Source organism: Rhizobium sp. 01L410 (genome assembly GCF_056400165.1).
Genome location: NZ_JBFTST010000002.1, coordinates 355,050 through 381,605, shown reverse-complemented (window position 1 = coordinate 381,605; position 26,556 = coordinate 355,050). Strand labels below are relative to the sequence as shown.

Here is a 26,556-nt window from a genome sequence, read left to right as displayed (position 1 = left end):
GCGAAAGAAAGCGTTGAAACGCCTTAGCGGGTGCTGAGGCCGAAGCCCTGCATCAGCCGTGTGGTCGCAAAATCCGGGTTGCCCGACGTGAAGACCGCAAAATCGAAATTGTCAGGATGAACCGCATCGGCAACTTCGGGCACGAGGCTGCGGGCACGGCGCGCAATCGCCTCGGCCGGATCCAGCCAGTCCACGGGCCACGGCGCCAACCGCCGGAAAAGATTGGCCATGAACGGATAATGCGTGCAGGCGAGCACGACGATATCGGTCTTGCGCCCGTCCTTCTCGACGAAACATTGCTCGATTTCGCTCATCACCGCGACGTCCGATACGGTCTCGCCGCGGATATAGGCCTCTGCCATCCGCGCCAGGTTTTCCGATCCGACGAGACGGACATGGCATTGCTGCGCGAAGGACTGGATCAGGTCGCGCGTATAGGCGCGCTTGACGGTGCCAGGCGTTGCCAACACCGAAACCAGCCCGGAACGTGTCCGCTCAGCCGCCGGTTTGATCGCAGGCACCGTTCCGACGAAGGTCATCTGCGGAAACGCAGCGCGCAGATCGGCGCCGACAAGCGTGAAGGCCGTATTGCAGGCGATGATGCAGACTTCGGGATCATGCTCTTCAAGCAGCCTGGCAAACAGGCTGACGACACGCTCCTTCAGCGCCTGCTCCTCCCAGCCGCCATAGGGAAAGCCGGCGTCGTCAGCGATATAGATGAAGCCACGCTCCGGCATCAGCACGCGCGCTTCGCGCAGCACGGTCAGCCCGCCGATACCGGAATCGAAAACCAGGACCGGTTTCAGCTCATTCCCCGCTGCTGTCATTTTTCGGCCGTTCCTTGGTCTTTTCGGGAGCCCGGCTGCCGCGCGGATATTTCCGCGAGAACCGGTCGAGGGAGGAGATCACGCCGCGCAGCACGCTGATTTCCTGCTCGGTGAAGGCGCGGCGCGACAAAACTGCGCGCAGATTGTCCACCATTTTGGGCTTTTTCGCGGGCGGGTGGAAATAATTGCGCGCATCGAGCGCCTCTTCCAGCTGGTCGAAGAAGCCGAACAGCTGCTCCTTGGTCGATGGCGTCTGCTCCATGGCCTGGAAGCGCACCTCGCCCAGATCGTCCATCCCGGACTTCATCCACTCGTAGGACATCAAAAGCACCGCCTGGGCGATGTTGAGCGAGGCGAATGCCGGATTGACCGGAAAGGTGACGATCTCGTCCGCCAGCGCCACTTCCTCGTTGCTGAGGCCCCAGCGTTCGCGCCCGAAGAGAATGCCGACACCCTCCCCGGCGCGAAATCTCGTCCGCAGCGTCTCGGCAGCAACCACGGGAGAACGCACCGGCTTGAAACCGTCCCGCTCGCGCGCCGTCGTCGCATAGACGAAGTTGAGGTCGGCGATCGCCTCCTCCAGCGTGTCGTAGACCTTCGTGCCGGCGATGACGTGATCGGCCTTCGACGCCGTCGCCTGCGCCCTCTCGTTCGGCCAGCCGTCGCGCGGGTTGACGAGCCGCAGCTCCGCCAGGCCGAAATTCGCCATAGCGCGTGCCACCATGCCGATATTCTCGCCCATCTGCGGTTCGACCAGAATGATCGCCGGTCCTTCGGTCAGAAGTTCCCGCTCGCTGTTTGTGCCTGCCATGAATGCCGTCCTTGCTTTCGAGCCGGAATAACCTTGCGCGCGGCAAACGGCAAGACTTATGCGGCCGGATAGAGCCGGTCGAGGACGCCGCCGACCATCTCAACGCCGAGCCTCGCGCCGCTCATCGAGATCGGCAGATGCCGTGCGGCGGAAGCTGCCGACTGGCGCTCGACGAAGAAACACTCCGAACTGCGCGGCGCCACCGCCGAGAGCCGCGTCCGCGCAGCCGCCAGCGCCGCCCTCACCTTTTCACGGTCCGCATCGCTCAGACCCTCGCCATAGGAGCTGGCGACGATCCGGGCCCAATAGGTGCCCGACAGAAAGATTGCCAGCGTCTGCCGGATCCGGCCGGGACGTGTCACCACCGACCAGGCCGACCCGAGAGGCCGTGCGGCGACGGTGACATCGCGATAGGCACCATCGAGCGTTTGCGAAAGCGAGATCAATTCGTAGCGCGGCTTGCCGTCGAGGATCGCCGAGAGCAGCGCATCGAGCGCGTCGAACCATTTCTGAAGTGCGGCATCCAGTGCGCCGCGGGTGCGCGCCGGGAAAACCAGGAAGGCGACCGCCGTCCCGGCCAAAGTGCCGATCAACGTCTCCTCGATGCGCAGCGCCAGCAGATCGACAGTCAACGCGCCGGTCATCCCGTAAACGAGACAGAGCACGATCGACACGAAGAAGGTCATCGTCGCATAGGAAATCTGCAGGAAGTAGAAGGCCAGGAAGATGCAGACGACCGCGACGGGGATGGCGATCGCGTCGTGCCCGGTCAGCAGCGTCGCAAGCCCGAGGCCCACGACGATGCCAAACAGCGTGCCGAGCGACCTCTGCAGCGCCTTCATCGCCGTGTCGCCGCGGGAATTGGTATTGGTGAAGACAAGAAACGAGGCCAGCACCGCCCAGAACCATCGTTCGCGCGACAGCATCAGCCCGAAGCTCATGGCCAGCGCGGCCGCGAGCGTGATCTGCAAGGCCGATTTGATCAGCGGGTTGGCAAAGGAAAAGTCGATCGCCGCAGTTGCGGGCTTTTCCTCGACCTGCTCCACCGCGGCGAATGCCGTCATCTGCGCCTGCGCGATTGTCTCCACGAGGTGATGTCTGGCGTCACCGAGCCAGAAAAGCGCCCGCCTGGTCTCGGCTGCCGCATCGGACAATGCGTCGTCCTGTTGAGCAAGGCTTCCTTGCTTGCCTTCGATGACGGCGTGAACGAGCGCGAAATCCGGCAGGCTCTGCTGGCTGAGCACGATGGCGCTTTCGGCGGCGAGATGCAGATCGAAGAGACGGATCGCCAGTTCGGCTGCCGGATCCCCGCCCTTGTCGAAAACGCCGCCGGCCGGCCGTGGAATGAAGCTTTCCGCCATCAGCACCACTTCCTTCAGCCGATCCTCCAGCTGGCGCAGTTCCTGGCGATCGTGCTCATTGACCTGTCCGTCCGAAGCAAGCGCTGCCAGCTTGAAGAGGATCTGGTTGACCCTGCCCCGCACGCTTTCCAGTGATCGCAACAGATCGCGCCGCCAGTTATCCGGCAGCAGCATCGCGCGGACGACATGGCCGGTCAGCGCCGAAACCACGGGACCGACCGCGATCAGCGGCAATTCGCCAATGTCTGGGTGGAAATAGGCCCCCATGAAATAAGAGGTAAAGGCAAACATGCCGATGGCAAACCCACGCGGACCGAAGACGCGCGCCGAGGCCGCAAGGCAGATCACCACCAGAAAGACCAGATCGGTCAGCACCCGATGATCTTCCAGCGCCGCGGCGATTGCCACGACGGCAAGACTGGCCAGGCATCCAAGCAGCCGCGTGATCAGCTGGCGCGAATTGCCCTTGTCGCGCACGGCGACGCCACCCTCGATCGACAGTACGATGCCGAGACCGTAGGAGGCAGTCGGTAGCGGCACAGCAAAGAGATGGATCGCAAACAGGATCGCAAAGGAGATGACGATCGTCAGCGTCACCCGCGATGCCATGCGAAAGCGCGACAGCGCCGGGTCGTTGGCAAGCAGCCAGTCACGAAGATCGAAGCCCGAAAACAACCGATGAACCCTCATCCGGCGCAGTCACGAAACATGCCCTCTCCGGACATACCGCCCAATCGGGCAAAATCAAACGCCGGGCCGGCCCTCACTGGCCCTTGGCGATCTCGTCCATCGTCGCCTTCAGCGAACTGGTGGCCTTGGTCTCGGGATCCTCGAGCATAATGTCGTCGATCACGGCCTTGCCGCCTTCCGTCGCCATCTCGAACCGCACGGTGGAGACCGCCTGGGCCTCTTCACCCTCGCCGCATGCCATCTTGCGGAACGACGCCACGACCTCATCCTGACCATCGGCCGTCTTCTGCGGCGTCAGTTTCAGATCTTCAAGCGGGCAGGCATCCTGCCCGTTGACGATGACGTCGTAATCGAAGGGTGAGATGCCGTCGTCCACGGCAGGATGCTTTGCCGCCTCGCGGTACTTGGCGGCGAAATCCTTGCTGTATCGCGTGTCGAGTTTGCCGGGGTCGAAGATGTCGACCCATTCGATATCGTCGCCCGACCAGTTGTTGACCGTGGCGTCCATGACCTCCTGAACCGGCGCCGGGATTTCGGCAGCTTTTGCAAGGGTCGGAAGACCGGCGAATACGGTAAGCAGCAAGGCAATCGTCTTCATGATGAAATGTCCGTTAACGAAGCAATTGCCGCGGACACTAATCAAATCCGCGGACTTGGCAATGGCCCCAAAATGCTCTTTCCGGGGTGCTTGCGGCTTTGCCTTCCAAGCACACAATGCTATAGCGCTCGGGATTTCAAAAATCACCCGCCACGGGACCTAGTCCCCACCAGCTTACGAGGCAGATACATGAAAAAGATCAAGGTCGCTAACCCCGTCGCCGATCTCGACGGCGATGAAATGACGCGTATCATCTGGCAGCTTATCAAGGACAAGCTGATCCATCCGTATCTCGACCTCGATATCGACTATTTCGACCTTTCGGTCGAAAACCGCGACGCCACCAACGACCAAGTGACCGTAGACGCCGCCAACGCCATCAAGAAGCACGGCGTCGGCATCAAGTGCGCGACGATCACGCCGGACGAAGACCGCGTCAAGGAATTCAACCTCAAGCAGATGTGGAAGAGCCCGAACGGCACGATCCGCAACATCCTCGGCGGCGTGATCTTCCGCGAGCCGATCATCTGCCAGAACGTTCCGCGCCTCGTCCCCGGTTGGACCAAGCCGATCGTCGTCGGTCGTCACGCTTTCGGCGACCAGTACAAGGCAACCGATTTCAAATTCCCGGGCAAGGGCAAGCTCTCGATCAAGTTCGTCGGTGAAGACGGCGCAGTCATCGAGAAGGACGTTTTCGACGCTCCCGGCGCCGGCGTTGCCATGGCGATGTACAACCTCGACGAGTCGATCCGCGAATTCGCCCGCGCCTCGATGAACTACGGCATCATGCGCGGCTGGCCGGTTTACCTGTCGACCAAGAACACCATCCTGAAGGCCTATGACGGCCGCTTCAAGGACATCTTCGAGGAAGTCTACCAGGCCGAATTCAAGGCCAAGTTCGTCGAACTCGGTATCACCTATGAACACCGCCTGATCGACGACATGGTCGCCTCGGCGCTGAAGTGGTCCGGCGGTTACGTCTGGGCGTGCAAGAACTACGACGGCGACGTCCAGTCCGACACGGTCGCCCAGGGCTTCGGCTCGCTCGGCCTGATGACCTCGGTCCTGCTCTCGCCGGATGGCCGCACGGTCGAAGCGGAAGCCGCGCACGGCACGGTGACCCGCCACTACCGTCAGCACCAGAAGGGCCAGGAAACCTCGACGAACTCGATCGCCTCGATCTTCGCCTGGACCCGCGGCCTCGCACACCGCGCCAAGCTCGACGACAATGCGGAACTCGCAAAGTTCGCGGCGACGCTCGAAAAGGTCTGCGTCGACACCGTCGAAGCTGGCTTCATGACCAAGGATCTGGCGCTGCTCATCGGCCCGGATCAGCCGTGGCTGTCAACGACTGCCTTCCTCGACAAGATCGACGAGAACCTCAAGAAGGCCATGGGCGCCTGAGGCGGCCAGAACCAGAGAACAGCAGAACGGCGGGATCTTCCCGCCGTTTTCATTTCAACAACAAAGGGAACAGCACATGACGACGATCCGCCTGCTTGAGCCATCCGACCGCTCGCAATGGGAGCCCTTGTGGAAGGGCTATCAGACCTTCTACGACGTCGTCATTCCGCCTGAGACCACTGAACTGACCTGGGCGCGCTTCCACGCTGCAAACGAGCCGATGCATGCCTTCGGCGCCTTCGATGACGACGGCAAGCTGAAGGGCATCGTCCACGCCATCTTCCATCGCTCCACCTGGCTGCCGAAATGGACCTGCTACCTGCAGGATCTCTATGTCGAGGCGGACCAGCGCGGTCTTGGAACCGGTGCCGCACTGATCGAGCGCGTTGCCGATCTCGCCCGCGAACAGGGTGCTGGCCGGCTCTACTGGATGACGCACGAGAGCAACGAGCGTGCCCGCCGCCTCTACGATCAGATCGCCGAACGCTCCGGCTTCATTCAGTACCGAAAGCAGCTCTGACTGCTGACAGAAATTGGCAGCATCCTCCCCTAGACATTGCCGCGTCGCTGGCCTGCGCCAGATATGAGCAATCGATGAGGAGACAATGATGACCGAAGAGCTGGTGTTCTACACAAACCCGATGTCGCGCGGCCGGATCGCCCGCTGGATGCTGGAGGAAACCGGTGTTCCCTACCGCACCGAGATCAAGACCTTCGACGGTACGATCAAGGGAACGGACTATCTCTCGGTCAATCCGATGGGCAAGGTCCCGGCGATCTCGCATCGCGGCACCATCGTCACCGAATGCGCCGCGATCTGCGCCTATCTGGCCGATACGTTTCCAGAGAAGGAGCTGGCGCCGCGCCCTAAAGAGCGCGGCGCCTATTACCGCTGGATGTTCTTCGCCGCCGGCCCGCTGGAATCGGTCGTCACCATCCGTATGCTCGGCTTCGTCACCCCTGCCGACAAGGCCCGAAGCGTCGGATATGGCAGCTTCGGCGATGTCATGGACACGCTGGAAAAAGCCGTGACCGACAACCCCTATATCGCCGGCGACCGCTTCACGGCCGCCGATGTCTATGTCGGCTCGCATATCGGCTGGGGCCTTAACTTCGGTTCGCTCGAACAACGGCCGGCCTTTGCCGATTATCTCGGCCGCGTCGCCAACCGGGATGCCTACCGCCGGGCCAACGCGCTGGATGACGAAGCGATGCAGGACATGCAGCTCAAGGCCCACTCACACTAGCGGCATGTAGATATCCGTCAGCAGCCCGGTCGGCGCTGTGTCGCGCGGGTTGTTCAGATATTCCTCGAACATCAGCCCGTCGCGCAGCTGCCGGCCGGAAACCGGCAGCCATTCAGCATAGAGCCATTGATAGGCCTTGTGCATATCCGCATAGGGACCCTTGTGGCGCAGCACCGCATACTCGCCGCCGCTGAGAGACTGCCGGACGAAAGGCGGCTCGGCGGCGATGGTCTCATCAGCGCTGACGCAGGCAACCGACCGCAGTCTTTCAGCCGGAACAATATCGGGATCGTCAAAATAGACACCGATCATCCGCATGCCGGGTGACGCCAGCCCACGGGCATAGAGCGTTCCGAACAGCGTCTCGAACGCCTTGCTGATCTGCATGTAGGAACCGGTATGCGGCACGCCGATCAATTCGATCGGCTCAATGGTTTTCAATGTCACGTCAAACATGGCTGTCGCCTTTCCTGAAATCGAGGGTTCGAAGACTGTATGGCTTCCCTCTTTCCGGTAGCGCGCCGGCGGCATGCCGTAGACCGACTTGAAGATGCGGTTGAAGGATTGGAGATTGGGATAGCCCGATCGCTTGGCAATCTCACTGATATCAAGACCGGTACGGACGATATCGCCCGCCGCGCGATGCAGCCGCAGCCGCTTGACGGTGGCCGCCAGCGTCTCGCCGTAGATCGCCCGGTAGATCCTGTGCCAGTGATAGCTCGACATGCAGGCGATATCGGCCAGCCGCTCCATATCCAGCTCCTCGTCGAGGTGGTCGTGGATATAGGCCGAAACCCGCCTCAGGCGGTTTTCATAGAGAGACCAAGCCGTTTGCCCGTTCATGTCAGACCTCATGCAAATCGATCACCAGCAGACAACCATAGTCCGGTTTGACAAATCCTGCGGAGTTCGGGCGTAAAACAAAAAAAGGCGGAGACCGAAGTCTCCGCCTTTCACTATCACCATCCGGTGACGATCAGCCGGCGAGCGCTGCCGCAACGGCTTCGATCGCCTCGTCAGCCTTCGATCCGTCCGGACCGCCTGCCTGGGCCATATCGGGACGGCCGCCGCCGCCCTTGCCGCCGAGTGCTGCAGAAGCGATGCGCACCAGATCGACGGCGCTGAAGCGGCCGACGAGATCTTCGGTAACGGCAACCACGGCGCTGGCCTTCCCGTCGTCGGAAACGCCGATCAGCGTCACGACGCCGGAGCCGAGGCTGGCCTTGCCGTCGTCGGCAATGCCCTTCAGATCCTTCGGATCAACGCCGGTAATGGCCTTGCCGAGGAACTTGACGCCTCCGATCTCGCGGGCTGCGTCATCCGCCGAACCGCTTTGGCCGCCGCCCATGGCGAGCTTGCGCTTGGCATCGGCCAGTTCGCGCTCCAGCTTGCGGCGCTCGTCCATCAGCGCTTCGACGCGCGAAACCACATCGCCTGCCTGCACCTTGAGGGCCGACGCCAGCGTCTTCACGCGGTCGTCCTGTTCCGCCAGATAGGCACGGGCCGCTTCACCGGTGACTGCCTCGAGGCGGCGCACGCCGGAGCTGACGGCACTGTCGCCGAGAATGCGCACCAGCCCGATATCACCGGTCGCAGACACATGCGTGCCGCCGCAGAGCTCGATCGAATAAGGCTTGCCGGTCTTGGCGCCATGCAGGCCTTGGCCCATGGCCACGACACGCACTTCGTCACCGTATTTCTCACCGAACAGCGCCATGGCGCCCTCAGCACGGGCATCGTCGACGCTCATCAGACGCGTCGTGACAGGCGAATTCTGCAGAATGATTTCGTTGGCCATATCCTCGACCACCTTCAGCTCTTCTGAAGACATCGGCTTCGGATGCGACACGTCGAAGCGCAGACGATCCGGCGTCACCAGCGAGCCCTTCTGGGCAACGTGGTGGCCGAGCACTTCGCGCAGCGCCTCATGCAGCAGATGCGTTGCCGAATGGTTGGCGCGGATCTGCGAGCGGCGGGCGTGATCGACGGTCATCGCAACCGCATCGCCGGTCTTGATCGTGCCTTCGACGACGGTGCCGATATGCACGAACAGCCCCTCGCCGCGCTTCTGCGTATCGGTGATCTCGATCCTGGCATTGTCGGAAGAGATGATGCCGGCATCACCTACCTGACCGCCGGACTCGCCGTAGAAAGGCGTCTGGTTGACGACGATTTGCACCTTGTCGCCGCTGACGGCCTGCGGAGTAGAGGCGCCATCCTTGACGATCGCCTGGACGACGCCTTCGGCGCTTTCCGTGGCATAGCCGAGGAATTCGGTTGCGCCATGCGCCTCACGCAGCTCGAACCAGATGGTCTCGGTCGCCTTGTCGCCGGAGCCGGCCCAATGCGAACGGGCCTCCGCCTTCTGGCGCTCCATGGCATCGGTGAAGCCGGCGAGATCGACGTTGATCTCGCGGGCGCGCAGGGCATCCTGCGTCAGGTCGAGCGGGAATCCGTAGGTGTCGTAGAGCTTGAAGGCGGTCTCGCCGTCGAGCATATCGCCCTTGCCGAGCGTGGTCGTGGCTTCCGACAGCAGCGACAGGCCGCGCTTCAACGTCGTGCGGAACTTGGTTTCCTCGAGCTTCAGCGTTTCGGTGATCAGCGCTTCGGCGCGCACCAGTTCCGGATAGGCGCGGCCCATCTGCTGGATCAGCGCCGGCAGCAGCTTCCACATCAGCGGTTCGCGGGCGCCAAGCAACTCGGCATGGCGCATGGCGCGGCGCATGATGCGGCGAAGCACGTAGCCGCGGCCTTCCGCGGACGGCAGAACGCCGTCGGCGATCAGGAAGGCGGACGAACGCAAATGATCGGCAATGACCCGGTGGCTGGCGCGCTGGTCGCCTTCAGCCTTGACGCCGGTCGCCTCTTCGGACGCCTCGATCAGCGCGCGGAACAGGTCGATATCGTAATTGTCATGCTTGCCCTGCAGCAGCGCCGCGACGCGCTCCAGGCCCATGCCGGTGTCGATCGACGGGCGGGGCAGATCGACGCGCTCTTCCTTGGTGATCTGCTCGTACTGCATGAAGACGAGGTTCCAGATCTCGATGAAGCGGTCGCCGTCTTCCTCCGGCGAGCCGGGAGGGCCGCCCCAGATATGATCGCCGTGATCGTAGAAGATTTCCGAGCACGGACCGCAGGGACCGGTATCGCCCATCGCCCAGAAATTGTCGCTGGTCGGAATGCGGATGATCCGGTCCTCCGACAGACCGGCGATCTTCTTCCAGAGACCGAAGGCCTCGTCATCGGTGTGATAGACGGTGACCAGCAGGCGTTTGGCATCGATGCCGAATTCCTTGGTGATCAGGTTCCAGGCCAGCTCGATCGCCCGCTCCTTGAAATAATCGCCGAAGGAGAAGTTGCCGAGCATCTCGAAGAAGGTGTGGTGGCGCGCGGTGTAGCCGACATTGTCGAGGTCGTTGTGCTTGCCGCCGGCGCGAACGCATTTCTGCGCCGTCGTCGCCGTCGAATAGGGGCGCTTTTCAAGACCCGTGAAGACGTTCTTGAACTGCACCATGCCGGCGTTGGTGAACATCAGCGTCGGGTCGTTGCGCGGCACGAGAGGGCTCGACGGAACGACTTCGTGGCCGTTGGTCTTGAAATAGTCGAGGAAGGTCGACCGGATATCATTCACACCGCTCATGCTATGCCCTTCAATGCTGCCCACGGCAGGTCAAATCTTAAATCCAGTGGCTTTTATCGTCCGCATTAACCACTGTCCAGCAGGCAAACCCGCCTGCAAAACGAAACGGCCGCATTCCTTGCGAAATGCGGCCGTTTCGAACTCATAACTGCGCTGACGATCAGGGTTCGCCGTCACCATCGCCGTCATTGGCATCGGGACCGCCGTTCTGCAGCTTCTCTGCAAGCAGGCCGGCATTCTGGCGGATCGAAGTCTCGATCTCGCGCATCGTATCCGGATTGTCTCGCAGGAAAATCTTGGCGTTCTCACGCCCCTGCCCGAGCCGCTGGCTGTTATAGGAGAACCAGGCACCTGACTTCTCGACGATGCCTGCCTTGACGCCGAGATCGACCAATTCGCCGGTCTTAGATACGCCTTCGCCGTACATGATGTCGAATTCGACCTGCTTGAAGGGAGGCGCCATCTTGTTCTTGACGACCTTGACGCGCGTCTGGTTGCCAATCACCTCTTCACGCTCCTTGACCGCGCCGATACGGCGGATGTCGAGGCGAACCGAGGCGTAGAACTTCAGGGCGTTGCCGCCCGTCGTCGTTTCCGGAGAACCGAACATTACCCCGATCTTCATGCGGATCTGGTTGATGAAGATGACCATGGTCTTCGACTTCGAGATCGATGCGGTCAGCTTGCGCAATGCCTGGCTCATCAGACGCGCCTGGAGACCCGGCAGGCTGTCGCCCATCTCGCCTTCGATTTCAGCGCGCGGCGTCAGTGCAGCGACCGAGTCGACGACGAGAACATCGACGGCGCCGGAACGAACCAGCGTATCGGTGATTTCAAGCGCCTGCTCCCCGGTATCCGGCTGCGAAATCAGGAGATTGTGCAGATCGACGCCGAGCTTGCGGGCATAGACCGGGTCGAGCGCATGTTCGGCATCGACGAAGGCGCAGATGCCGCCCTTCTTCTGCGCTTCTGCGATGGTCTGCAGCGCCAATGTCGTCTTGCCGGAGCTTTCCGGTCCGTAAATCTCGATGATGCGGCCCTTGGGAAGACCGCCAATGCCGAGTGCGATATCCAGTCCGAGAGAGCCCGTCGAAACAGTCTCGATCTCGACCACGCTCTCATTCGAGCCGAGCTTCATGATAGAGCCCTTGCCGAACGACCGCTCGATCTGAGAGAGTGCCGCTTCAAGTGCCTTGCTTTTGTCCACCGATTTGTCCTCTACAAGCCGCAATGTATTCTGTGACATTCGATCCACCTTTAGGTTATTGAAGCCGCTCTAGCAATGTTGCCGCCGATGCCGATTTTGTACGTGATTTGTTCTCATTACGCAAGTGGCGTCCAAATAATTGAAACGAAAAGGTAAATCAGTACGTGTTCTACATTTGTTTTATTGATGCGGCGCAAGGGCTTAGCAGCGTGACGCGGCCTGACGGCGAGCTGCAGCGGATGGCTCGATTCGGCGAAATCGCCCCCTCTGGAACTCGCGCATGAAGCGCAAGATTCTCGTGCTCGGCGGCGCCCATATCGACCGGCGCGGACGGATATCCGGCGAGACGGCGCCGGGCTCAAGCAACCCGGGATCCTGGTTCGAGGAAGCCGGCGGCGGCGGCTTCAACGCGGCGCGCAATCTCGCCCGCCTCGGCTTCGACGTGACGATGATTTCGCCGCGCGGCGGTGATCCGACCGGCGAGATGGTGACGGAGGCTGCCTATGCAGCCGGCGTCAACGACCGCCCCTTCGTCTTCCTCGACCGCAGGACGCCGAGCTACACCGCGATCATCGAGCGCGACGGCAATCTCGTCATCGCGCTCGCCGACATGGACCTCTACCGCTATTTCTCGCCCCGCCGTCTCGCCATCCGCGCGGTGCGGGAGGCTTTTGCCGCCAACGATCTGATCCTCTTCGACGCCAATCTGCCCGAAGACACGATCGCGGCCATCGTCACCCGTGCAAACGGCCTCGGAAAACCGGTGGCGGCGATTGCCATTTCGCCGGCCAAGGTGGTCAAGCTGAAGGCCTGCGCCGAAGGCATCGACTTCCTGTTCCTCAACGAGGCAGAAGCCACGGCTCTCGCCGGAGCGCGCCCTGATGATGCGGCAGGCTGGGTGTCGCTGCTCGGCGACACCGGATTGAAGGGCGGCGTCGTCACCCGCGGACAGCGCGAACTGATCGCCTTTGCCGGCAAGCAGTCGATCGCGCTGCAGCCGCCCGCAGTCGATAGCGTGGCCGACGTCACGGGCGCCGGGGATTCGCTTGCCGCAGGCGTGCTATCCGCATTCATGAACGGTTTGCCGCTGGAGGAAGCCGTGCGCCATGGCGCTGCGGCAGCAGCCGTCACCGTCCAATCGCCGCTTGCCGTCAGCGAAAAACTGACGCCGGAGCTCCTCCGCGACACGCTGGCCCTTGTTCCGGCCGCCAGAATTCTGCATTGAAGCGCGCTTATCGATGAACTGGAAACGACAATGACGAAACCGATCTCCCCTCTGCTGCCGATCTCCTATTCGAAGGAAGTTGCCGCCGCCAAGCAGCGCGGCGCACCGCTAGTCGCGCTGGAATCGACCATCATCACCCACGGCATGCCCTATCCGGGCAATATCGAGATGGCCCGCAGCGTCGAGGCGATCATCCGCGAACAGGGCGCCATTCCGGCGACCATCGCGGTCATGCACGGTGTCCTGCATATCGGCCTGGAGCCGGAAGAGCTTGAAAGGCTCGCCAAGGAAAAGGACGTCATGAAGGTGTCGCGCGCCGACCTCGCCTTCTCGATCGCCGAGCGCCGCACCGGCGCCACGACCGTGGCCGCGACAATGATTGCTGCGGCGCGTGCCGGCATCAAGGTCTTCGCCACCGGCGGCATCGGCGGCGTGCATCGCGGCGCCGAAGAGAGCTTCGACATTTCGGCCGACTTGCAAGAGCTTGCCCGCACCGGCGTCATCGTCGTCTGCGCCGGCGCCAAGGCGATCCTCGATATTCCGAAAACACTGGAAGTGCTGGAAACCTCCGGCGTTCCCGTCGTCACCTATGAGAACGAAGAATTCCCGGCCTTCTGGTCGCGCAAGTCAGGCCTGAAGAGCCCGCTGACCCTGAACAGCCCGGCGGCAATCGCCAATTTCCAGACGACCCGCGAGCAGCTCGGCATCGATGGCGGCATGCTGATCGCCAACCCGGTTCCGGAAGCCGACGAAATTCCGCGCGAGGAGATGGAGATTTATATCGAGCGTGCGCTCGATAGCGCCGAGCGCGACGAAATCACCGGCAAGGCGGTCACGCCTTACCTGCTCAGCACCATCTTCGACCTGACCGACGGCCAGAGCCTGAAGACCAACATCGCGCTGGTGGAAAACAACGCGCGGCTGGCGGCCGAAATCGCCGTGGCGCTGGACGCCTGAATGAATTGAAAACCCGGGAGGCGGAAACGCCTCCCGTCATTTGCTGTCGAGCGTTTCCTTGACGACGACGGCCAGCTGCTTCAGCGAGAACGGCTTCGGCAGGAAGCCGAATTTCGATCCCTCCGGCAAATTGCGCGCAAACGCATCTTCGGCATAACCGGAAACGAAGACAAACTTCATATCCGGATATGTCTTGCGCAGCTCGCGCAGCAGGCTCGGCCCATCCATCTCCGGCATGACGACGTCGGAAACGACGATATCCACCTTGCCGTCGAGTTCTTCCAGAATGTCGAGCGCCTCGATGCCCGATCCCGCCTCGTGAACCGTATAGCCGCGGGTCTCAAGCATCCGCTTGCCGCCGCGGCGTACCGCCTCCTCATCCTCGACGAGCAGAATGACGGCGTTGCCGGTCAGGTCTTCCGGCTGCTCCGGCTGCACCGCGACAGGCATCTGCACGACGTTGCTGGCAACAGAGCCGTCTGCGCTCCCCTCGGCAGCTATGACCGGCTCAACGATATGGCGCGGCAGGAACACCCGGAAGGTGGTTCCCTTGCCGACTTCGGACTCCGGCTGGATATAGCCGCCGGATTGCTTGACGATGCCATAGACCATCGCCAGCCCGAGGCCGGTTCCCTTGCCCACTTCCTTTGTGGTGAAGAACGGCTCGAAAATCTTGTCCATGATCTCGGGCGCGATACCGGTGCCGGTATCCTTGACCTCGACAAGAACCATGTCCTCGTTCGGCATATAGGAATAGTTGAAGGCCGCGACTTCATCCGCCGTCACATTGCGTGTCCGCACCGTCAGCTTGCCGCCTTCGGGCATGGCGTCGCGGGCGTTGACGCAGAGGTTGATCAGCACCTGTTCAAACTGAGAGAGGTCGGTTTTGACGGGCCAGAGATCGCGGCCATATTCGACATCGAGCTTGACGTTGGTGCCCGACAGCAACCGGTCGACCAGCATGCGCAGATCGCCGACGACATCGGTCAGATTGAGCACTGAAGGCCGCATCGTCTGCTTGCGCGAGAAGGCCAACAGCTGGCGCACCAGCACCGCCGCGCGGTTGGCGTTACGCTTGATTTCCATCAGGTCGGCGAAGCTCGCATCGGCCGGCCTCGCCTGCAGCAGCAGGTGGTCGGAGGATAGCAGGATCGCCGTCAGCACGTTGTTGAAGTCATGTGCGATGCCGCCCGCCAGGGTGCCGACGGCGTTCATCTTCTGCGTCTGCGCCATCTGTGCCTCGAGCGCCTTCTGCTCGGTCACCTCGACGGCATAGACGATCGCCGCCTCTTCCGGCGCCTCATCGCTCTGGTCGATGACGGCATTGATATAGAAGCGGAAATGGCGCGCATCGTCATCAGGCGTGCGGGAATCGATCGGCGGAATGTCGCCCTGCCGGTCCTTGGCCGCGTCGAGCGCGCTCTGCAGCCGTTCACGGTCGCTTTGCTGGACGATTGCCTCAAGCCGTGCGCCATTGTCGACGTCATCGCGGGATACGAGGCCGGAGAACAGCTTCAGGAACGGCGCATTGGTGCGCAGGATCCGGCCTTCGCCATCAACCGACGCGATCGCCATCGGCGTATTGTTGAAGAAGCGGGTAAAGCGCATGACGGCGGCCGAGGCGGATTGCTCGTTCTCGGTGCCCGGCTCGCGCCGCAGCACGATCGTCCGGCTTTCGCCCGGCGCACCGTCGCGCATCGACGTGACGCTGTGGACGATCTGCACTGGCAGGCTCTGGCCGTTCGACTTCTTCAGATCGAGATCCAGCGTATCGGTCTTCTTCAGACCCGGCTCGGCCTGAACCGACTGGATCAGTGCCAGTCCCTCGCCCGCCACCACGTCGCCGATCGTCATCGAGCCCGGAATGAATTTCGTGAGGTCAAGACCAAGCCATTCGGCCAGCGTCGCGTTGAGATAGAAAATCTCGCCCTTGCGTCCGGCGGAAAAGAAGCCGGCCGGTGCATGGTCGAGATAGTCGATGGCGTTCTGCAACTCCTTGAAGAAGCGCTCCTGATCGTCGCGCTCCGAAGTGATGTCGCTGATCTGCCAGATATGCAGCGGCTTGCTGCCGCTCTCCTCGGTCTTCAGCGTCCGCGCCTTCAGACGGTACCAGTGCGCCCCAGAACCATTCGGCGATGGTCCGAGCGCCCGCAGCAGCCGGAACTCTTCCTGCCCTTCACGGCCCTCGCGCAGCCCGTTCGACAGACGGTAGAGCGCCTCATTGGACTCGCGGTGACGCGACAGCAGCGCTTCCAGCGTCTGCACCTCGGTTGCCTTGCGCGCGCCGGTCAGTTTTCCATAGGCGCCGTTGGCATAGATGATCCGGCCCTTGTCGTCCGTGATCAGCGAACCATCCGGGTGACTGTTGAGAAACGAGCGGGCCAGGCTGTCGGACTGGCGCTGGGGCATCACTTCTATGAAGCCGATCACCGAAGACACCAGAAAGAAGATGCCGACCATCGCCAGCACGCCGAGAACGCCGAGCACCATCTCGTTGTCGAGCGAACTCTTGAACACCACGAAGGCGGCGGCAGCGGCGATCAGCACCAGCGCCAGGAGGATGATGCGGATAGCCGTGCCGGAACGTCCTCCTCGATCCACGATCGGGGAATTGTAGTCGTCAGCCTGACGCGGTGTCGTCATCTAGTCCTCGCATGCGCCGATCCGGCATGGCGCTTTGTCACCGGAAGACAAAGCAGGAATCAGGCGTTCGTTCCTTCTTAGCAATTTGTAGGCCTTGCAAAAACAGTGCCGTACCGCCGGAACGCTTGAATTCACAAGGAACAGCGCCAGTTTCGCAAGCCATCGGGCTTCTGAGGCGATCTTCTCGCACGGGCGTGACTGGACAAGCACACAGCCTATTGCCTAAGGAACTGAAAAGCCTTCATGATGCGGCCTGCGTATAGGGGAGTTTAAGATCATGTTTGACAGCGTAGTGAGCGACTACGGCAGCCGTTTCCTCCTAGCAGCAGGTGGCGTCGGCCTTGGCCTGGTCGTCCTGATCGGCGTACTCTGGCTGATGCGCAACCGCGCACCCTCGCCTTTCGTGCGCGGCGGCAAGAACCGCCAGCCCCGCCTGCAGGTTCTTGACGCCGCTGCCGTCGATACCCGCCGCCGCCTCGTGCTGGTGCGCCGCGACGACGTCGAGCACCTGATCATGATCGGCGGCCCCAGCGATATCGTCATCGAAAGCCGCATCCTGCCTGAGGGCGCCGAACAGGCGAAACCGTCGTCGGAGTTCCGCCCGGCGCCGGTTGCACCACCTGCAGCTCCCGTAACCGAACGGCGCCCGGCCGTGGCCGAACGCCCTGCACTCCGCGCGGTTCCCGAACAGCGGCCGCAGCCCCGGGTTGAACCGAAGCCGGAACCAGTGGCGATCTTCGACGAGGAAGAGGCCGAGCCCTACATCCCTGCCCCTGCCCCTGCCCCTGCCCCCGCTCCGGCACCTTTCATCGAGCCGCGCCGCCCGCAACCCATCGCGCCCGCCGCTACAGCGCCCGCCTTCGCTCCGGCTCCCGCTCCGGCCATCACCGTTCCTCCGGTCATTGCCGCGGCAGAAAGCCGTGTCCCGCCGACGATCACCGTCCGCCCGATGGAGCAGCCGCAACCGGCACAGTCGCTCGAAACCACCAATGCCGCCGATATCCTGGATGCCGCTCGCGCCCGCGTCCTGCCGCAACAGGCGCGTATCGAACCCGAAGTGCTGACACCGCCGGCACAAAGCCTTCCGACGGTTTCGGAGGGCCATCCGGTGGTGACCGCCGACGCGGGAGCGCCGCCACAGCAGCAGAAAGGCGATTTTCAGCGCATTCTCGAAGAAGAGATGAACACCACGCTGGCCGCCGAACGTGTGGTCCAGCCGGTGCAATCCATTCAGAGCACGCCGATCCGCACCATTACGCCGCAGCCGGTCAACCTGCAGCGCCGTGACCCGGAAGCACCGCCGGTCACCGGCGCCGATGCCGAACTGCAGAAAGAAGTCGCGCGCATCTTTGGCGAGATGAGCGTCAACCGAGACAAGTAATCGGTCAGCCGGAGCACCAAAACGAAAAAGGCACCGCAATGCGGTGCCTTTTATTTTATGCCTGCTCCCAGGACGCTTATTCGTCGCGGTAAACCTTTTCGCGGCGCTCGTGGCGTTCCTGCGCTTCGATCGACAGTGTGGCGATCGGGCGGGCGTCGAGACGCTTGAGGCCGATCGGCTCGCCGGTTTCTTCGCAGTAGCCGTAAGTGCCTTCCTCGATCCGCTGCAGGGCAGCATCGATCTTGGAAATCAGTTTTCTCTGACGGTCACGCGCCCGAAGTTCGATAGCGCGGTCTGTTTCGGAAGATGCCCGATCCGCGAGGTCGGGATGGTTGGCGCTTTCTTCAGCGAGATGATCCAGTGTCTCGCGCGCTTCTCTAAGGATGTCATTTCGCCATGCGACCAGCTTCGTGCGGAAGTATGCTCGCTGGTTTACGTTCATGAACTCCTCGTCTTCCGAGGGAACGTAGCTGCTAAGATCGATCTTCTCACTCAACGCGATTCTCCTGAAGAACATCTCATGTGGCGGGCTGTATATCTCATGCGCCAATATCGATTCAAGCCAAATACGACATGTAAACAGATTTTTAAATCTGTCATATTTTTAGGCTAACAGTCTATTTTCTCACCACTATTCCAGATTCGCTTTCTCACCCTGCCTTCAACAAGCCGTGTAGGCCAAGCGCTTTTGCACCACCACGGCACGTCACCGGTTGACGCCGGCAATACCCGGCGGCTACTGAAAAGGCTCCTTCGCACGTGGATTTTTCTATGGCCGCAACCTTGCATACGCCTTCGCGAATCTACCTGTTGCGGCATGCCGAAGCCGCCTGGGCGCAGCCCGGAGAACGCGATTTCGACCGCGCCCTGAGCGAAAAGGGATACGGCGATGCCGAGATCCTCGCCGACCGTGCAGCGGACAAGGGCTATCGTCCGGACATTATCCTGAGCTCGACGGCGAAACGCTGCCGCCAGACGGCCGATGCTGTTCACCGCGCCATGGGGCTATCGCTGGAGCTGCGCTATATCGACGAACTCTATAACGCTGCCCCCAATGTCTATATCGAGCTCCTCGATACGCAGGAAGCCAATGCGGTGATGCTCGTCGGCCATAATCCGACGATCGAGCAGACGCTGGAAGCGCTGATCGGCCACGAACAGCTGCTGCGCGCCCTGCCCGGCGGCTTTCCCGCAGGCGGCCTTGCGGTTCTGGATTTCAACGCCGCGGCCGCCGCCTGGAAGCTGCGTGAATTTCTGAGCAGCTGACGAGGTTGCATGCCGGTTCTTTTTCCGGCGGCCTCGCCATCCTATATGCTTGAGCAATGACAACCGGGACACCGCCTTGCCGCCAAGCTTGACCTCCTTCGCTGACGATGCCCGCATCGCTCTCGACAATCTCACCGACCGTGCCACGGGCCTGGTCAATCCAACCGTCCGTCTCGGCGTCACCGGTCTTTCCCGTTCCGGCAAGACGGTCTTCATCTCCTCCCTGGTCCATAACCTCCTGCATGGCGGCCGCCTGCCGCTGTTCGAACCGGTGCAATCGGGCCGCGTTTCGGCGATACGTCTCGAAGAGCAGCCCGATGACGGCGTTCCGCGCTTTCAATATGAGGACCATATCCGGGCGCTGGTGAAGGATCGCGTCTGGCCGGACTCCACCCGCGCCATCTCGGAGCTGCGGGTCACCATCGACTATCAGAGCGCCAGCGGCTGGAACCGCATGTTTTCGCCAGGGCGCCTGTCGATCGATATCGTCGACTATCCGGGCGAATGGCTGCTCGACCTGCCGCTGCTCGCCAAGGATTTCCGCACCTTCAGCGAGGATACGCTGGCGCTCGCCCGAACCGGCATCCGCGCCGAACTCTCGAAGACCTGGCTCGAGCTCACGCAGACAGCAGATATTCACGCGGCCGCGGACGAAATGCAGGCCCGAGACCTCGCAAGTTCCTTTGCCGCCTATCTGAAGGCCTGCAAGGCAGACGAACGTTCGCTCTCGACGTTGCCACCCGGCCGTTTCCTCCTGCCGGGCGATCTCGACGGCTCACCGGCACTGACCTTCGCGCCGCTGCTCCTGCCCGCGGACGGCCGAGCTGAAAAAGGCTCGCTCTGGGCGATGATGGAGCGGCGCTACGAGGCCTACAAATCGGTCGTCGTCAAACCGTTCTTCCGCGAGCACTTTGCCCGTCTCGACCGCCAGATCGTGCTTGTCGATGCGCTGCAGGCAATCAACCGCGGCCCCGAAGCCGTGCAGGATCTCGAACGGGCGTTGACAGACGTGCTGGCCTGCTTCCGTCCGGGCACCAACTCGCTCCTCTCCTCGCTTCTCGGCCGCCGTATTGACCGCGTGCTGGTCGCCGCCACCAAGGCCGACCACCTGCATCACGAAAGCCACGACCGGCTCGACGCCCTGACGCGGCGCCTCGTCGAACGCGCCGTCCACCGCATCGGCATGGCCGGCGCGGGCATCGACGTCATGGCGCTTGCCTCGGTGCGCGCCACCCGCGAGGCGACCGTCAGGCGCGACGGACACGACCTGCCTGTGATCGTGGGCACGCCGATCGATGGCGAGACGATCGGCGGCGAGCGTTTCGATGGAATCCGCAAGACCGCTATCTTCCCCGGAGACCTGCCCGAGAACCCCGAAAGCCTGTTCGCAGCCATTGAATCCAATGCGGGAGATATCCACCTCCCGGATGTTAACGTCGTCCGCTTCAGGCCGCCGCAGCTCGAGGAAACCGGTGGCGGCATCAAGCTCTCGGTGCCGCATATCCGCCTCGACCGCGCCATGCAGTTCCTGTTTGGAGACCGTCTCGCATGAGCAAGTCCAGTCCAGAAAATGCCGCTGGCAACACGCGCAAACCTGCAGCCTTCGTTTACGAAGACGAGCCTCGCCCGCTAGAAGCGGCTGTGCCGGTGCAGCGCCGCAAGCCATCCAGCTTCGAGGCCGACGTCGTCCTGACGCCGGATGAGGATGATCCCTTCATCAACCCCGACAAGGATGCCGCGCCGCTTCCAGTCGCAATGCCGCGCAGACGCCGCACGTCCTTCGCAAAGATCGCCGGAGCGGCTTTCGGCGTGCTTTTGTCGCTCGCCTTCGGTCTCTGGACCGACAGCCTGATCCGCGACCTCTTTTCCCGCGCCGACTGGCTGGGTTACGCCGCCCTCACCGCCCTTGCGATCGGCATCCTTGCCGTGATCGGTATCGTCATCCGCGAGACCGCGGGCATGATGCGGCTCGCCGCCGTCCAGACGATCAAGGCGGAGGCCGAGGCGGCAATTCTGGAAACCAAGCCGGCCAAGGCGCGCAGTCTCGTCAACCGGCTAGCGGCAATGCTTTCGGCAAAGCCCGAGACAGCCAAGGGCCGCGCCACGCTGAAGGCCTCGGAAAACGATATCATAGACGCCCCGCATCTGGTGGCGCTTGCCGAACGCGAGTTGCTCGGACCGCTCGACCGTCAGGCGCGCGCATTGATCGTCAATTCCTCGAAGCGCGTCTCGATCGTCACCGCCGTCAGCCCGCGCGCTATCGTCGATCTGCTCTACGTGCTGTATGAGGCATCGCGGCTGATCCGCGCCATGGCGGAGCTCTATGGCGGGCGGCCGGGCACGCTCGGCATGATCAGGCTAATGCGCGACGTGCTTGCCCATCTCGCGGTCACCGGCTCGATCGCCGTCGGCGACAGTCTGGTGCAGCAGGTTCTCGGCCATGGACTGGCGTCGAAGCTCTCAGCGCGCCTTGGCGAAGGCGTCATCAACGGCCTGATGACGGCCCGCATCGGAATCGCCGCCATGGATCTCTGCCGCCCGCTGGCATTTCACGCCCTGAAGCGGCCGGGAATCAGCGATTTCATCGGCGATCTCACGCCTTCGATATCGGGCCGCGACCAGCAGAAGTAATCCCCACGGGTTTTTCTCAGCTTCCTCGCCTGACGCAACGGAAGCAATCAGGAAACCTATATTTTTCATAGGCGTAGCTACCCAGGTTGAAGGCTATCCGGGCGCCAGAAATCCCTATTTTCCAGAGCCTTTCGCCAGCCCGGAAACCAACCATTAACCATTATTCGGCAAAACTCTGAGGCAGTAGCGGGTAGGTGTGCCAAGGAAAATCCATGTATTTGCGCAAGCTTCTTTTCGTCTGCGGCCTGGCCGCCGTGGCTCTGTCGCCAATGGCTGACGTCACTCCTGCAGCAACCGCTGCGACACGCGATAAGGCCTTCTTCGAATCGGTGGCCGGATCCTGGCGTGGACCGGGCGAAATCGTTGCCGGGAAGTACAAGGGCACGAAGTTCACCTGCAACCTGGTCGGCTCCTCGGTTACAGATGGCACCGGTATAAAGCTTGACGGCTCCTGCCGCGTCGGCGTCTTCAAACAGCCGATGACCGCGACGATCACCCAGTCGGGCAGCAGCTACAAGGGACAGTTCCTGGATGGCGCCGCCGGCAAGGGTCTGGACGTTGTATCCGGCACCGTCACCCCGGATACCGTCGTCGTTGGTCTCAACCGCTCCAAGCTGAACGGCGCGATGATCGCCCGCATCCGCGATGACAAGACGATGAACGTTACCGTCTCAGTCAAGGTCGAAGACCGCATGATTCCGGTGATCGGCCTCACCCTCACCCGTCAGCTGGACGAGATGACGGTCGGCTCAGTCCAGTAAGACGGAACATCCTCAGGGCACACCCAGGCGGCGGATTTTCCGCCGCTTTCCGTTTCAGGGTTCCCGCCACCACTCGAAGCTGGCATCAGCGATTTCGATGCCCTGCACATCGGCAGTAGCGAGCCAATCCCGAACCGTCCGCCCCTTCACCAGAAGATCTCCCGCGAAATCAGCAAGCGGCATCAGCACGAAGCCGCGATCCGTCATGCGTGGATGCGGTAGCTCCAGCCGCGGCGCTTCCTGCTCGACACCTTCGTAGGTCAGAACGTCGATATCGAGCGTGCGAGGGCCCCAGCGCTCGATCCGCTCGCGCTTCATCTCCCGCTCGATCTCAAGACAGACATCGAGCAGTGCCTCCGGCGCCAGAGACGTCTCGACCCCGGCACAAGCATTGAAGAAGAAGGATTGATCGGTCTTGCCCCATGGCGGCGTCCGGTAAAGCCTGGACACTGCTGTCACCCGGCAATCGTCCCGCATATCGAGCCGCTGTAGTGCCGAAGCCATCGCGCTGACGGGATCGCCGATATTGCCGCCGAGACCGAGTGTGGCCGCCTTGAAACGATCAGTGTGCAAAATGTTCGACGCTCACCTGAACGAAATCCAGCACGCCCGGAACTGGCGCGCTCGGCTTGCGCACCGTAATCTTTGCGCGGGTGATCTGGTGAAAGCGCTCACAGAGCCCCTTGGCGATATCAAGCGCCAGCGCCTCGATCAGATAGCGCCGCTTGCCGACGACGATCTCCTCGATGACGGTGAAGGCGATACCGTAATTGACGGTATCCTCGATCGAATCGCTTTCCAGCGCCTTTCCGGCAGTCACATCGAGTTCGGCATCGACGAAGAAGCGCTGCCCGAGAAACTCTTCCTCGTCATGCACGCCGTGGCGCGCGAAGAACGCACAGTTCTGCATCAGGATCGTGTATTTCATAGTCATTGGCCCCGGCGTCCTTCGTAATTTCGGCGTGCCCCCAGCATAGCATCGGCAACAGCCAGCGCATCCCTGTTGATTGCGACATTGTGGACCCGGAAAACCGCAGCCCCCGCCAATCTGAGCAGCGCGCTGCTGGCCGCCGTCGCCGCATCGCGATCGGCGGCATCCCGGCCGGTCGCCGCGCCGATGAAGCGCTTGCGCGAGGTCCCGGCGAGCAACGGAAAGCCGAAGCGCGACAGCTCCGCAAACCGCGCCATCAACTCGAAATTCTCATCCGCCGTTTCCTTGGCGAAACCGAAGCCTGGATCGAGAACGATCTGCTCGTTGGCAATCCCGGCCTCGCTTGCCAGTGCCAGCGACCGCTCCAGGAACACTGCCTGATCGGCGACCATATCTGGCAGCTTCTCGCGCTCGCGGCCCGTATGCATGATGCACACGCCGGCATTCGCCTTCGCAACAACGCCGGGCATCGCCAGATCCTTCTGCAGCCCGAACACGTCGTTGACGATATGGGCGCCGGCTTGGATGGCGAGCCTTGCGGTCTCCGCCCGGTAGGTATCGACAGAAATCAGCGCCTCGGTCTTGCCGCGCAGCGCCTCGATGACGGGCAGCACGCGCCGCTGCTCCTCGGCCGCATCGACCTTGGCGGCACCCGGCCGCGTCGACTCGCCGCCGATGTCGATGATCTCAGCACCTTCGGCCACCGCCGCCAGCGCGTGCGCGACGGCTGCATCGGCGTGATCGTACTTCCCGCCATCGGAAAACGAGTCCGGCGTCACGTTGACGATCGCCATGATCACGCTCGTTGCGCCGAGCGTCAATTCGCGGTCATGGGCGACCCGCCATCGGCTGACCTGAAGCTCACTCACCGGCGTTTATCCTATTGATAATAAAAAATCCTGCGCCTATTGCGCTCGCGGTGGCTATGCCCCAAGCTCCGCCAAACTTCAACATGGGTCACCGTCTAGAATGCCTTCCGCATCGCCGAATATGCGTCTTCTCCTTGCTTTTTCCATGACGATTGCCCTTTGCACCTCAGCGTCGGCCGAAGTGGTCGCCACGAAGAGCTATTCCTATTTCGACATCCGCGGCAAAACCGCCGACGAGCTCGACCAGCAGCTCAGCACCCGCGGCCCGACGGCCAACGGTTCATCCGCCCGCCACCCCGGCGCCACCAAGATCCGCTTCGGCGGAGAAGCCACCTATGTCCAGCACAACGCACGCTGCAAGGTCGGCAGCGCCAAGGTCACCGTCCATACTCAGATCATCCTGCCGCGCTGGCGTAACCGCAAGGGCGCGACGAAGGATCTGTCGATGATCTGGGATGCGCTATCGAGCGATATCAAGCGCCACGAAGAGCGCCACGCCGAAATCGCCAGAACACAGGCACGCGCCATGGAGCGCGGCATTCTCGCGCTTCCCGCACAGCGCAACTGCGAGGCAATGCAGGAGTTGGTATCGGAAGAATCCACTCGCGGCATAGACGAGCACGACCGCCTTCAGGCGCGCTTCGACAAGGTCGAAGCGGTCAATTTCCAGAATCGGATGATGCGGCTGCTCAACAACCGACTCAAATCATCCGGCGGCAAAAACTAGCGCATTTGCGGGCAAAATACGACGAAAGATCGTTAGCTGCACAACGAAACCTGTGCGAAACTTGCGTCCTCCCCAGCCTCTCAATGGTGAAAATTAGCGATAGGCGACTCAACTGAGGCGCGCTAATATGAACACATTCGAAAGTTCAGGGCTGAACAGCCTGATCTTTCTGTCGCTGGGTTCTCCTGGCGCGTTCCAAGCCGCGGACGGTCCTCCCTCGTCCGATGGTTATGCGCCCGCCTCGCCTCGCTCGTCATCCGGCGCGCGAGGCTTTTTTTGGCGAGATCAGGCCTGGCGTTCCGGCACGTGAACCGTCAGCCCATCCAGCACAGCCTTCATGCGGATCTGACAGGAGAGGCGCGAGGTTGGGCGGACGTCGAAGGCGAAGTCCAGCATGTCTTCTTCCATGGCTTCGGGCGGGCCGACGCGCTCGACCCATTCTTCGTCGATATAGACATGACAGGTGGCGCAGGCGCAGGCGCCGCCGCATTCGGCTTCGATGCCCGGGACGGAATTGCGCACGGCATTTTCCATGACGGTGGAACCCTGATCGACGTCAAGGTCAAAGCGCGTGCCGTCGAAGGCGACAATGGTCAGTTTGGGCATGGTGATTTCCGGTAACCGTATTGAGGGAGGATCAGAATTTTTCTTCCAACAAATCTGCGAGGCAGTCAACATCGACCGCCCCGGCAGTGTCATCCCATACTTAAAAGCGACAGGCTTGCTTGATTGCGGCATGCCGCTGGTCACAAAAAGACCCGCTGCTCATCGGAAACAGATAGGCCTGTTCCGGAATGATGCAGCGGGTCCAGCTTTGCGACTTATGCCAGCTCTTAGCGGCTCAGCTTCAGGATGAAATTCTCGGCCTCGACGACAGCAGCACCGACGGCTGCCATCGATGCGGCGTCACCAGCATTGTCCTCAAGCGTTTCCGCCGTCTCCGACACCCGGAAAGCACCGACAGCGCTTGCCGCGCCCTTCAGCCGGTGCGCGGCTGCGACGATCTTCTGCGCCTCTCCAGAGGCGATCTCTCCGAGACACGCGCGTGCCTGGCGCGCAAACATCTGGAGGACTTCGATTTCGAGGGCCTTGTCGCCCATCGTCTGCTTTGCAAGATGCACCAGGTCGATCGGACGGACCTTTGAGGGGCAAGGCCCCTTCGAATTATCCGGCGCCTCGAACGCGATACTGACTGCTGCCATGTGCCAAACTCCCGTCTTTATCCCCGCGGTTGAACTCTACAGTGCGGTTGGAGAGTGGCGATCGCGTTAAATTCCGGCACATTGAGGGCGGGATTCTGGCGCTATGGTTAATATCCGTTAAACATCGCTAAATTATTGGTTTTTCAACAGGCTCTGCCGTTAAATCATGTTAACAACC

Annotated in this window: 25 protein-coding genes; 11 read left to right on the top strand and 14 right to left on the bottom strand. The window is 61.9% G+C overall.

What is annotated here, in order from left to right; all coding sequences use genetic code 11:
• Positions 1-23: 23 nt before the first annotated feature.
• From murI to AC1DV9_RS06345, 4 genes are all read right to left on the bottom strand, one after another.
• Complete coding sequence (gene murI, locus AC1DV9_RS06360) at positions 24-827, bottom strand: glutamate racemase (protein ID WP_477946768.1); 804 nt, start codon at positions 825-827, stop codon at positions 24-26.
• Entirely contained in the window at positions 808-1,638 is an 831-nt protein-coding gene (locus AC1DV9_RS06355) for an RNA methyltransferase (RefSeq protein WP_477943055.1), read from the bottom strand. The genes murI and AC1DV9_RS06355 overlap by 20 nt, the downstream gene beginning before the upstream one ends.
• A 56-nt stretch (positions 1,639-1,694) precedes the next feature.
• On the bottom strand, positions 1,695-3,689 hold the full coding sequence (locus tag AC1DV9_RS06350; RefSeq protein WP_477946766.1) for an FUSC family protein: 1,995 nt from the start codon (positions 3,687-3,689) through the stop codon (positions 1,695-1,697).
• 73 nt (positions 3,690-3,762) lie between these two features.
• A complete protein-coding gene (locus AC1DV9_RS06345) occupies positions 3,763-4,287 on the bottom strand; it encodes a hypothetical protein (protein WP_477946765.1) in 525 nt (174 codons plus the stop codon).
• A 189-nt stretch (positions 4,288-4,476) separates the two neighbouring features.
• Between AC1DV9_RS06345 and AC1DV9_RS06340 the strand changes: the two genes are divergently transcribed.
• From AC1DV9_RS06340 to AC1DV9_RS06330, 3 genes are all read left to right on the top strand, one after another.
• The gene (locus AC1DV9_RS06340; protein ID WP_112387238.1) at positions 4,477-5,691 is read left to right on the top strand and encodes an NADP-dependent isocitrate dehydrogenase; all 1,215 of its coding nucleotides are present in this window, start codon (positions 4,477-4,479) and stop codon (positions 5,689-5,691) included.
• Between the two features lie 76 nt (positions 5,692-5,767).
• Positions 5,768-6,211: a GNAT family N-acetyltransferase gene (locus AC1DV9_RS06335; RefSeq protein ID WP_112539250.1), complete on the top strand. Its 444-nt coding sequence runs from the start codon at positions 5,768-5,770 to the stop codon at positions 6,209-6,211.
• An 88-nt stretch (positions 6,212-6,299) separates the two neighbouring features.
• Positions 6,300-6,938, top strand: coding sequence for a glutathione S-transferase family protein (locus AC1DV9_RS06330; protein ID WP_477946954.1), 639 nt, complete (start codon positions 6,300-6,302; stop codon positions 6,936-6,938).
• Here the strand turns inward: AC1DV9_RS06330 and AC1DV9_RS06325 are convergent.
• The 3 genes from AC1DV9_RS06325 to recA all read right to left on the bottom strand — a co-directional run bounded on the left by AC1DV9_RS06325 (position 6,930) and on the right by recA (position 11,824).
• Positions 6,930-7,781, bottom strand: a complete 852-nt coding sequence (locus AC1DV9_RS06325) for an AraC family transcriptional regulator (RefSeq protein WP_477946763.1) — start codon at positions 7,779-7,781, stop codon at positions 6,930-6,932. The genes AC1DV9_RS06330 and AC1DV9_RS06325 overlap by 9 nt on opposite strands.
• Before the next feature lie 133 nt (positions 7,782-7,914).
• Positions 7,915-10,578, bottom strand: coding sequence for an alanine--tRNA ligase (alaS, locus tag AC1DV9_RS06320; RefSeq protein ID WP_477946762.1), 2,664 nt, complete (start codon positions 10,576-10,578; stop codon positions 7,915-7,917).
• 160 nt (positions 10,579-10,738) lie between these two features.
• Positions 10,739-11,824 carry a recombinase RecA gene (gene recA / locus AC1DV9_RS06315; RefSeq protein WP_112387234.1) on the bottom strand — a complete coding sequence of 362 codons (1,086 nt, stop codon included), beginning with the start codon at positions 11,822-11,824 and terminating at the stop codon, positions 10,739-10,741.
• A gap of 241 nt (positions 11,825-12,065) precedes the next feature.
• Here recA and AC1DV9_RS06310 point away from each other — a divergent pair, with 241 nt between their 5' ends.
• Both AC1DV9_RS06310 and AC1DV9_RS06305 read left to right on the top strand, forming a co-directional pair.
• Positions 12,066-13,010: a carbohydrate kinase family protein gene (locus AC1DV9_RS06310; RefSeq protein WP_477946760.1), complete on the top strand. Its 945-nt coding sequence runs from the start codon at positions 12,066-12,068 to the stop codon at positions 13,008-13,010.
• 30 nt (positions 13,011-13,040) lie between these two features.
• Positions 13,041-13,967: a pseudouridine-5'-phosphate glycosidase gene (locus AC1DV9_RS06305; protein ID WP_112387232.1), complete on the top strand. Its 927-nt coding sequence runs from the start codon at positions 13,041-13,043 to the stop codon at positions 13,965-13,967.
• Positions 13,968-14,003: 36 nt separating this feature from the next.
• On the opposite strand, the gene cckA is transcribed toward AC1DV9_RS06305, so the two are convergent.
• On the bottom strand, positions 14,004-16,610 hold the full coding sequence (gene cckA / locus AC1DV9_RS06300; protein WP_477946758.1) for a cell cycle histidine kinase CckA: 2,607 nt from the start codon (positions 16,608-16,610) through the stop codon (positions 14,004-14,006).
• Between the two features lie 277 nt (positions 16,611-16,887).
• On the opposite strand from cckA, the gene AC1DV9_RS06295 reads away from it, so the two are divergent.
• A complete protein-coding gene (locus tag AC1DV9_RS06295) occupies positions 16,888-17,991 on the top strand; it encodes a flagellar biosynthetic protein FliO (RefSeq protein ID WP_477946756.1) in 1,104 nt (367 codons plus the stop codon).
• 76 nt (positions 17,992-18,067) lie between these two features.
• On the opposite strand, the gene dksA is transcribed toward AC1DV9_RS06295, so the two are convergent.
• Complete coding sequence (gene dksA, locus AC1DV9_RS06290; protein ID WP_112387229.1) at positions 18,068-18,487, bottom strand: RNA polymerase-binding protein DksA; 420 nt, start codon at positions 18,485-18,487, stop codon at positions 18,068-18,070.
• A 275-nt stretch (positions 18,488-18,762) separates the two neighbouring features.
• On the opposite strand from dksA, the gene AC1DV9_RS06285 reads away from it, so the two are divergent.
• The 4 genes from AC1DV9_RS06285 to AC1DV9_RS06270 all read left to right on the top strand — a co-directional run bounded on the left by AC1DV9_RS06285 (position 18,763) and on the right by AC1DV9_RS06270 (position 22,649).
• Positions 18,763-19,257 (top strand): SixA phosphatase family protein, encoded by a 495-nt coding sequence (locus tag AC1DV9_RS06285; protein ID WP_477946754.1) that lies wholly within the window; start codon positions 18,763-18,765, stop codon positions 19,255-19,257.
• A 76-nt stretch (positions 19,258-19,333) separates the two neighbouring features.
• Positions 19,334-20,809, top strand: a complete 1,476-nt coding sequence (locus AC1DV9_RS06280) for a YcjX family GTP-binding protein (protein WP_477946752.1) — start codon at positions 19,334-19,336, stop codon at positions 20,807-20,809.
• Positions 20,806-21,888: a YcjF family protein gene (locus AC1DV9_RS06275; protein ID WP_477946750.1), complete on the top strand. Its 1,083-nt coding sequence runs from the start codon at positions 20,806-20,808 to the stop codon at positions 21,886-21,888. Before AC1DV9_RS06280 ends, AC1DV9_RS06275 begins: the two co-directional genes overlap by 4 nt.
• 212 nt (positions 21,889-22,100) lie before the next feature.
• Complete coding sequence (locus AC1DV9_RS06270) at positions 22,101-22,649, top strand: hypothetical protein (RefSeq protein ID WP_112387226.1); 549 nt, start codon at positions 22,101-22,103, stop codon at positions 22,647-22,649.
• A gap of 54 nt (positions 22,650-22,703) precedes the next feature.
• On the opposite strand, the gene folK is transcribed toward AC1DV9_RS06270, so the two are convergent.
• The 3 genes from folK to folP are packed head-to-tail and all read right to left on the bottom strand — an operon-like array spanning position 22,704 to position 24,449.
• Positions 22,704-23,222, bottom strand: coding sequence for a 2-amino-4-hydroxy-6-hydroxymethyldihydropteridine diphosphokinase (folK, locus tag AC1DV9_RS06265; RefSeq protein ID WP_477946748.1), 519 nt, complete (start codon positions 23,220-23,222; stop codon positions 22,704-22,706).
• Entirely contained in the window at positions 23,212-23,583 is a 372-nt protein-coding gene (gene folB, locus AC1DV9_RS06260) for a dihydroneopterin aldolase (RefSeq protein WP_112387225.1), read from the bottom strand. Before folB ends, folK begins: the two co-directional genes overlap by 11 nt.
• The gene (folP, locus tag AC1DV9_RS06255) at positions 23,580-24,449 is read right to left on the bottom strand and encodes a dihydropteroate synthase (RefSeq protein WP_477946746.1); all 870 of its coding nucleotides are present in this window, start codon (positions 24,447-24,449) and stop codon (positions 23,580-23,582) included. The genes folB and folP overlap by 4 nt, the downstream gene beginning before the upstream one ends.
• Before the next feature lie 100 nt (positions 24,450-24,549).
• On the opposite strand from folP, the gene AC1DV9_RS06250 reads away from it, so the two are divergent.
• On the top strand, positions 24,550-25,176 hold the full coding sequence (locus AC1DV9_RS06250; RefSeq protein ID WP_477946744.1) for a DUF922 domain-containing Zn-dependent protease: 627 nt from the start codon (positions 24,550-24,552) through the stop codon (positions 25,174-25,176).
• Positions 25,177-25,461: 285 nt separating this feature from the next.
• Here AC1DV9_RS06250 and AC1DV9_RS06245 read toward each other — a convergent pair whose 3' ends face one another.
• On the bottom strand, positions 25,462-25,782 hold the full coding sequence (locus AC1DV9_RS06245) for a 2Fe-2S iron-sulfur cluster-binding protein (RefSeq protein WP_112387222.1): 321 nt from the start codon (positions 25,780-25,782) through the stop codon (positions 25,462-25,464).
• A 227-nt stretch (positions 25,783-26,009) separates the two neighbouring features.
• A complete protein-coding gene (locus AC1DV9_RS06240; RefSeq protein ID WP_112539261.1) occupies positions 26,010-26,378 on the bottom strand; it encodes an Hpt domain-containing protein in 369 nt (122 codons plus the stop codon).
• Between the last annotated feature and the right edge of the window lie 178 nt (positions 26,379-26,556).

Excerpts from the sequence above, each read along its gene's own strand:
- cckA (WP_477946758.1), bottom strand. The coding sequence starts at position 16,610 with ATGACGACACCGCGTCAGGCTGACGACTACAATTCCCCGATCGTGGAT.
- AC1DV9_RS06345 (WP_477946765.1), bottom strand. The coding sequence starts at position 4,287 with ATGAAGACGATTGCCTTGCTGCTTACCGTATTCGCCGGTCTTCCGACC.
- AC1DV9_RS06340 (WP_112387238.1), top strand. The coding sequence starts at position 4,477 with ATGAAAAAGATCAAGGTCGCTAACCCCGTCGCCGATCTCGACGGCGAT.
- AC1DV9_RS06355 (WP_477943055.1), bottom strand. The coding sequence starts at position 1,638 with ATGGCAGGCACAAACAGCGAGCGGGAACTTCTGACCGAAGGACCGGCG.
- folB (WP_112387225.1), bottom strand. The coding sequence starts at position 23,583 with ATGACTATGAAATACACGATCCTGATGCAGAACTGTGCGTTCTTCGCG.
- AC1DV9_RS06305 (WP_112387232.1), top strand. The coding sequence starts at position 13,041 with ATGACGAAACCGATCTCCCCTCTGCTGCCGATCTCCTATTCGAAGGAA.
- AC1DV9_RS06285 (WP_477946754.1), top strand. The coding sequence starts at position 18,763 with ATGGCCGCAACCTTGCATACGCCTTCGCGAATCTACCTGTTGCGGCAT.
- murI (WP_477946768.1), bottom strand. The coding sequence starts at position 827 with ATGACAGCAGCGGGGAATGAGCTGAAACCGGTCCTGGTTTTCGATTCC.
- AC1DV9_RS06350 (WP_477946766.1), bottom strand. The coding sequence starts at position 3,689 with ATGAGGGTTCATCGGTTGTTTTCGGGCTTCGATCTTCGTGACTGGCTG.
- AC1DV9_RS06240 (WP_112539261.1), bottom strand. The coding sequence starts at position 26,378 with ATGGCAGCAGTCAGTATCGCGTTCGAGGCGCCGGATAATTCGAAGGGG.
- AC1DV9_RS06250 (WP_477946744.1), top strand. The coding sequence starts at position 24,550 with ATGCCTTCCGCATCGCCGAATATGCGTCTTCTCCTTGCTTTTTCCATG.
- AC1DV9_RS06325 (WP_477946763.1), bottom strand. The coding sequence starts at position 7,781 with ATGAACGGGCAAACGGCTTGGTCTCTCTATGAAAACCGCCTGAGGCGG.
- AC1DV9_RS06245 (WP_112387222.1), bottom strand. The coding sequence starts at position 25,782 with ATGCCCAAACTGACCATTGTCGCCTTCGACGGCACGCGCTTTGACCTT.
- AC1DV9_RS06335 (WP_112539250.1), top strand. The coding sequence starts at position 5,768 with ATGACGACGATCCGCCTGCTTGAGCCATCCGACCGCTCGCAATGGGAG.
- AC1DV9_RS06270 (WP_112387226.1), top strand. The coding sequence starts at position 22,101 with ATGTATTTGCGCAAGCTTCTTTTCGTCTGCGGCCTGGCCGCCGTGGCT.
- recA (WP_112387234.1), bottom strand. The coding sequence starts at position 11,824 with ATGTCACAGAATACATTGCGGCTTGTAGAGGACAAATCGGTGGACAAA.
- AC1DV9_RS06330 (WP_477946954.1), top strand. The coding sequence starts at position 6,300 with ATGACCGAAGAGCTGGTGTTCTACACAAACCCGATGTCGCGCGGCCGG.
- AC1DV9_RS06275 (WP_477946750.1), top strand. The coding sequence starts at position 20,806 with ATGAGCAAGTCCAGTCCAGAAAATGCCGCTGGCAACACGCGCAAACCT.
- AC1DV9_RS06310 (WP_477946760.1), top strand. The coding sequence starts at position 12,066 with ATGAAGCGCAAGATTCTCGTGCTCGGCGGCGCCCATATCGACCGGCGC.
- alaS (WP_477946762.1), bottom strand. The coding sequence starts at position 10,578 with ATGAGCGGTGTGAATGATATCCGGTCGACCTTCCTCGACTATTTCAAG.
- AC1DV9_RS06295 (WP_477946756.1), top strand. The coding sequence starts at position 16,888 with ATGTTTGACAGCGTAGTGAGCGACTACGGCAGCCGTTTCCTCCTAGCA.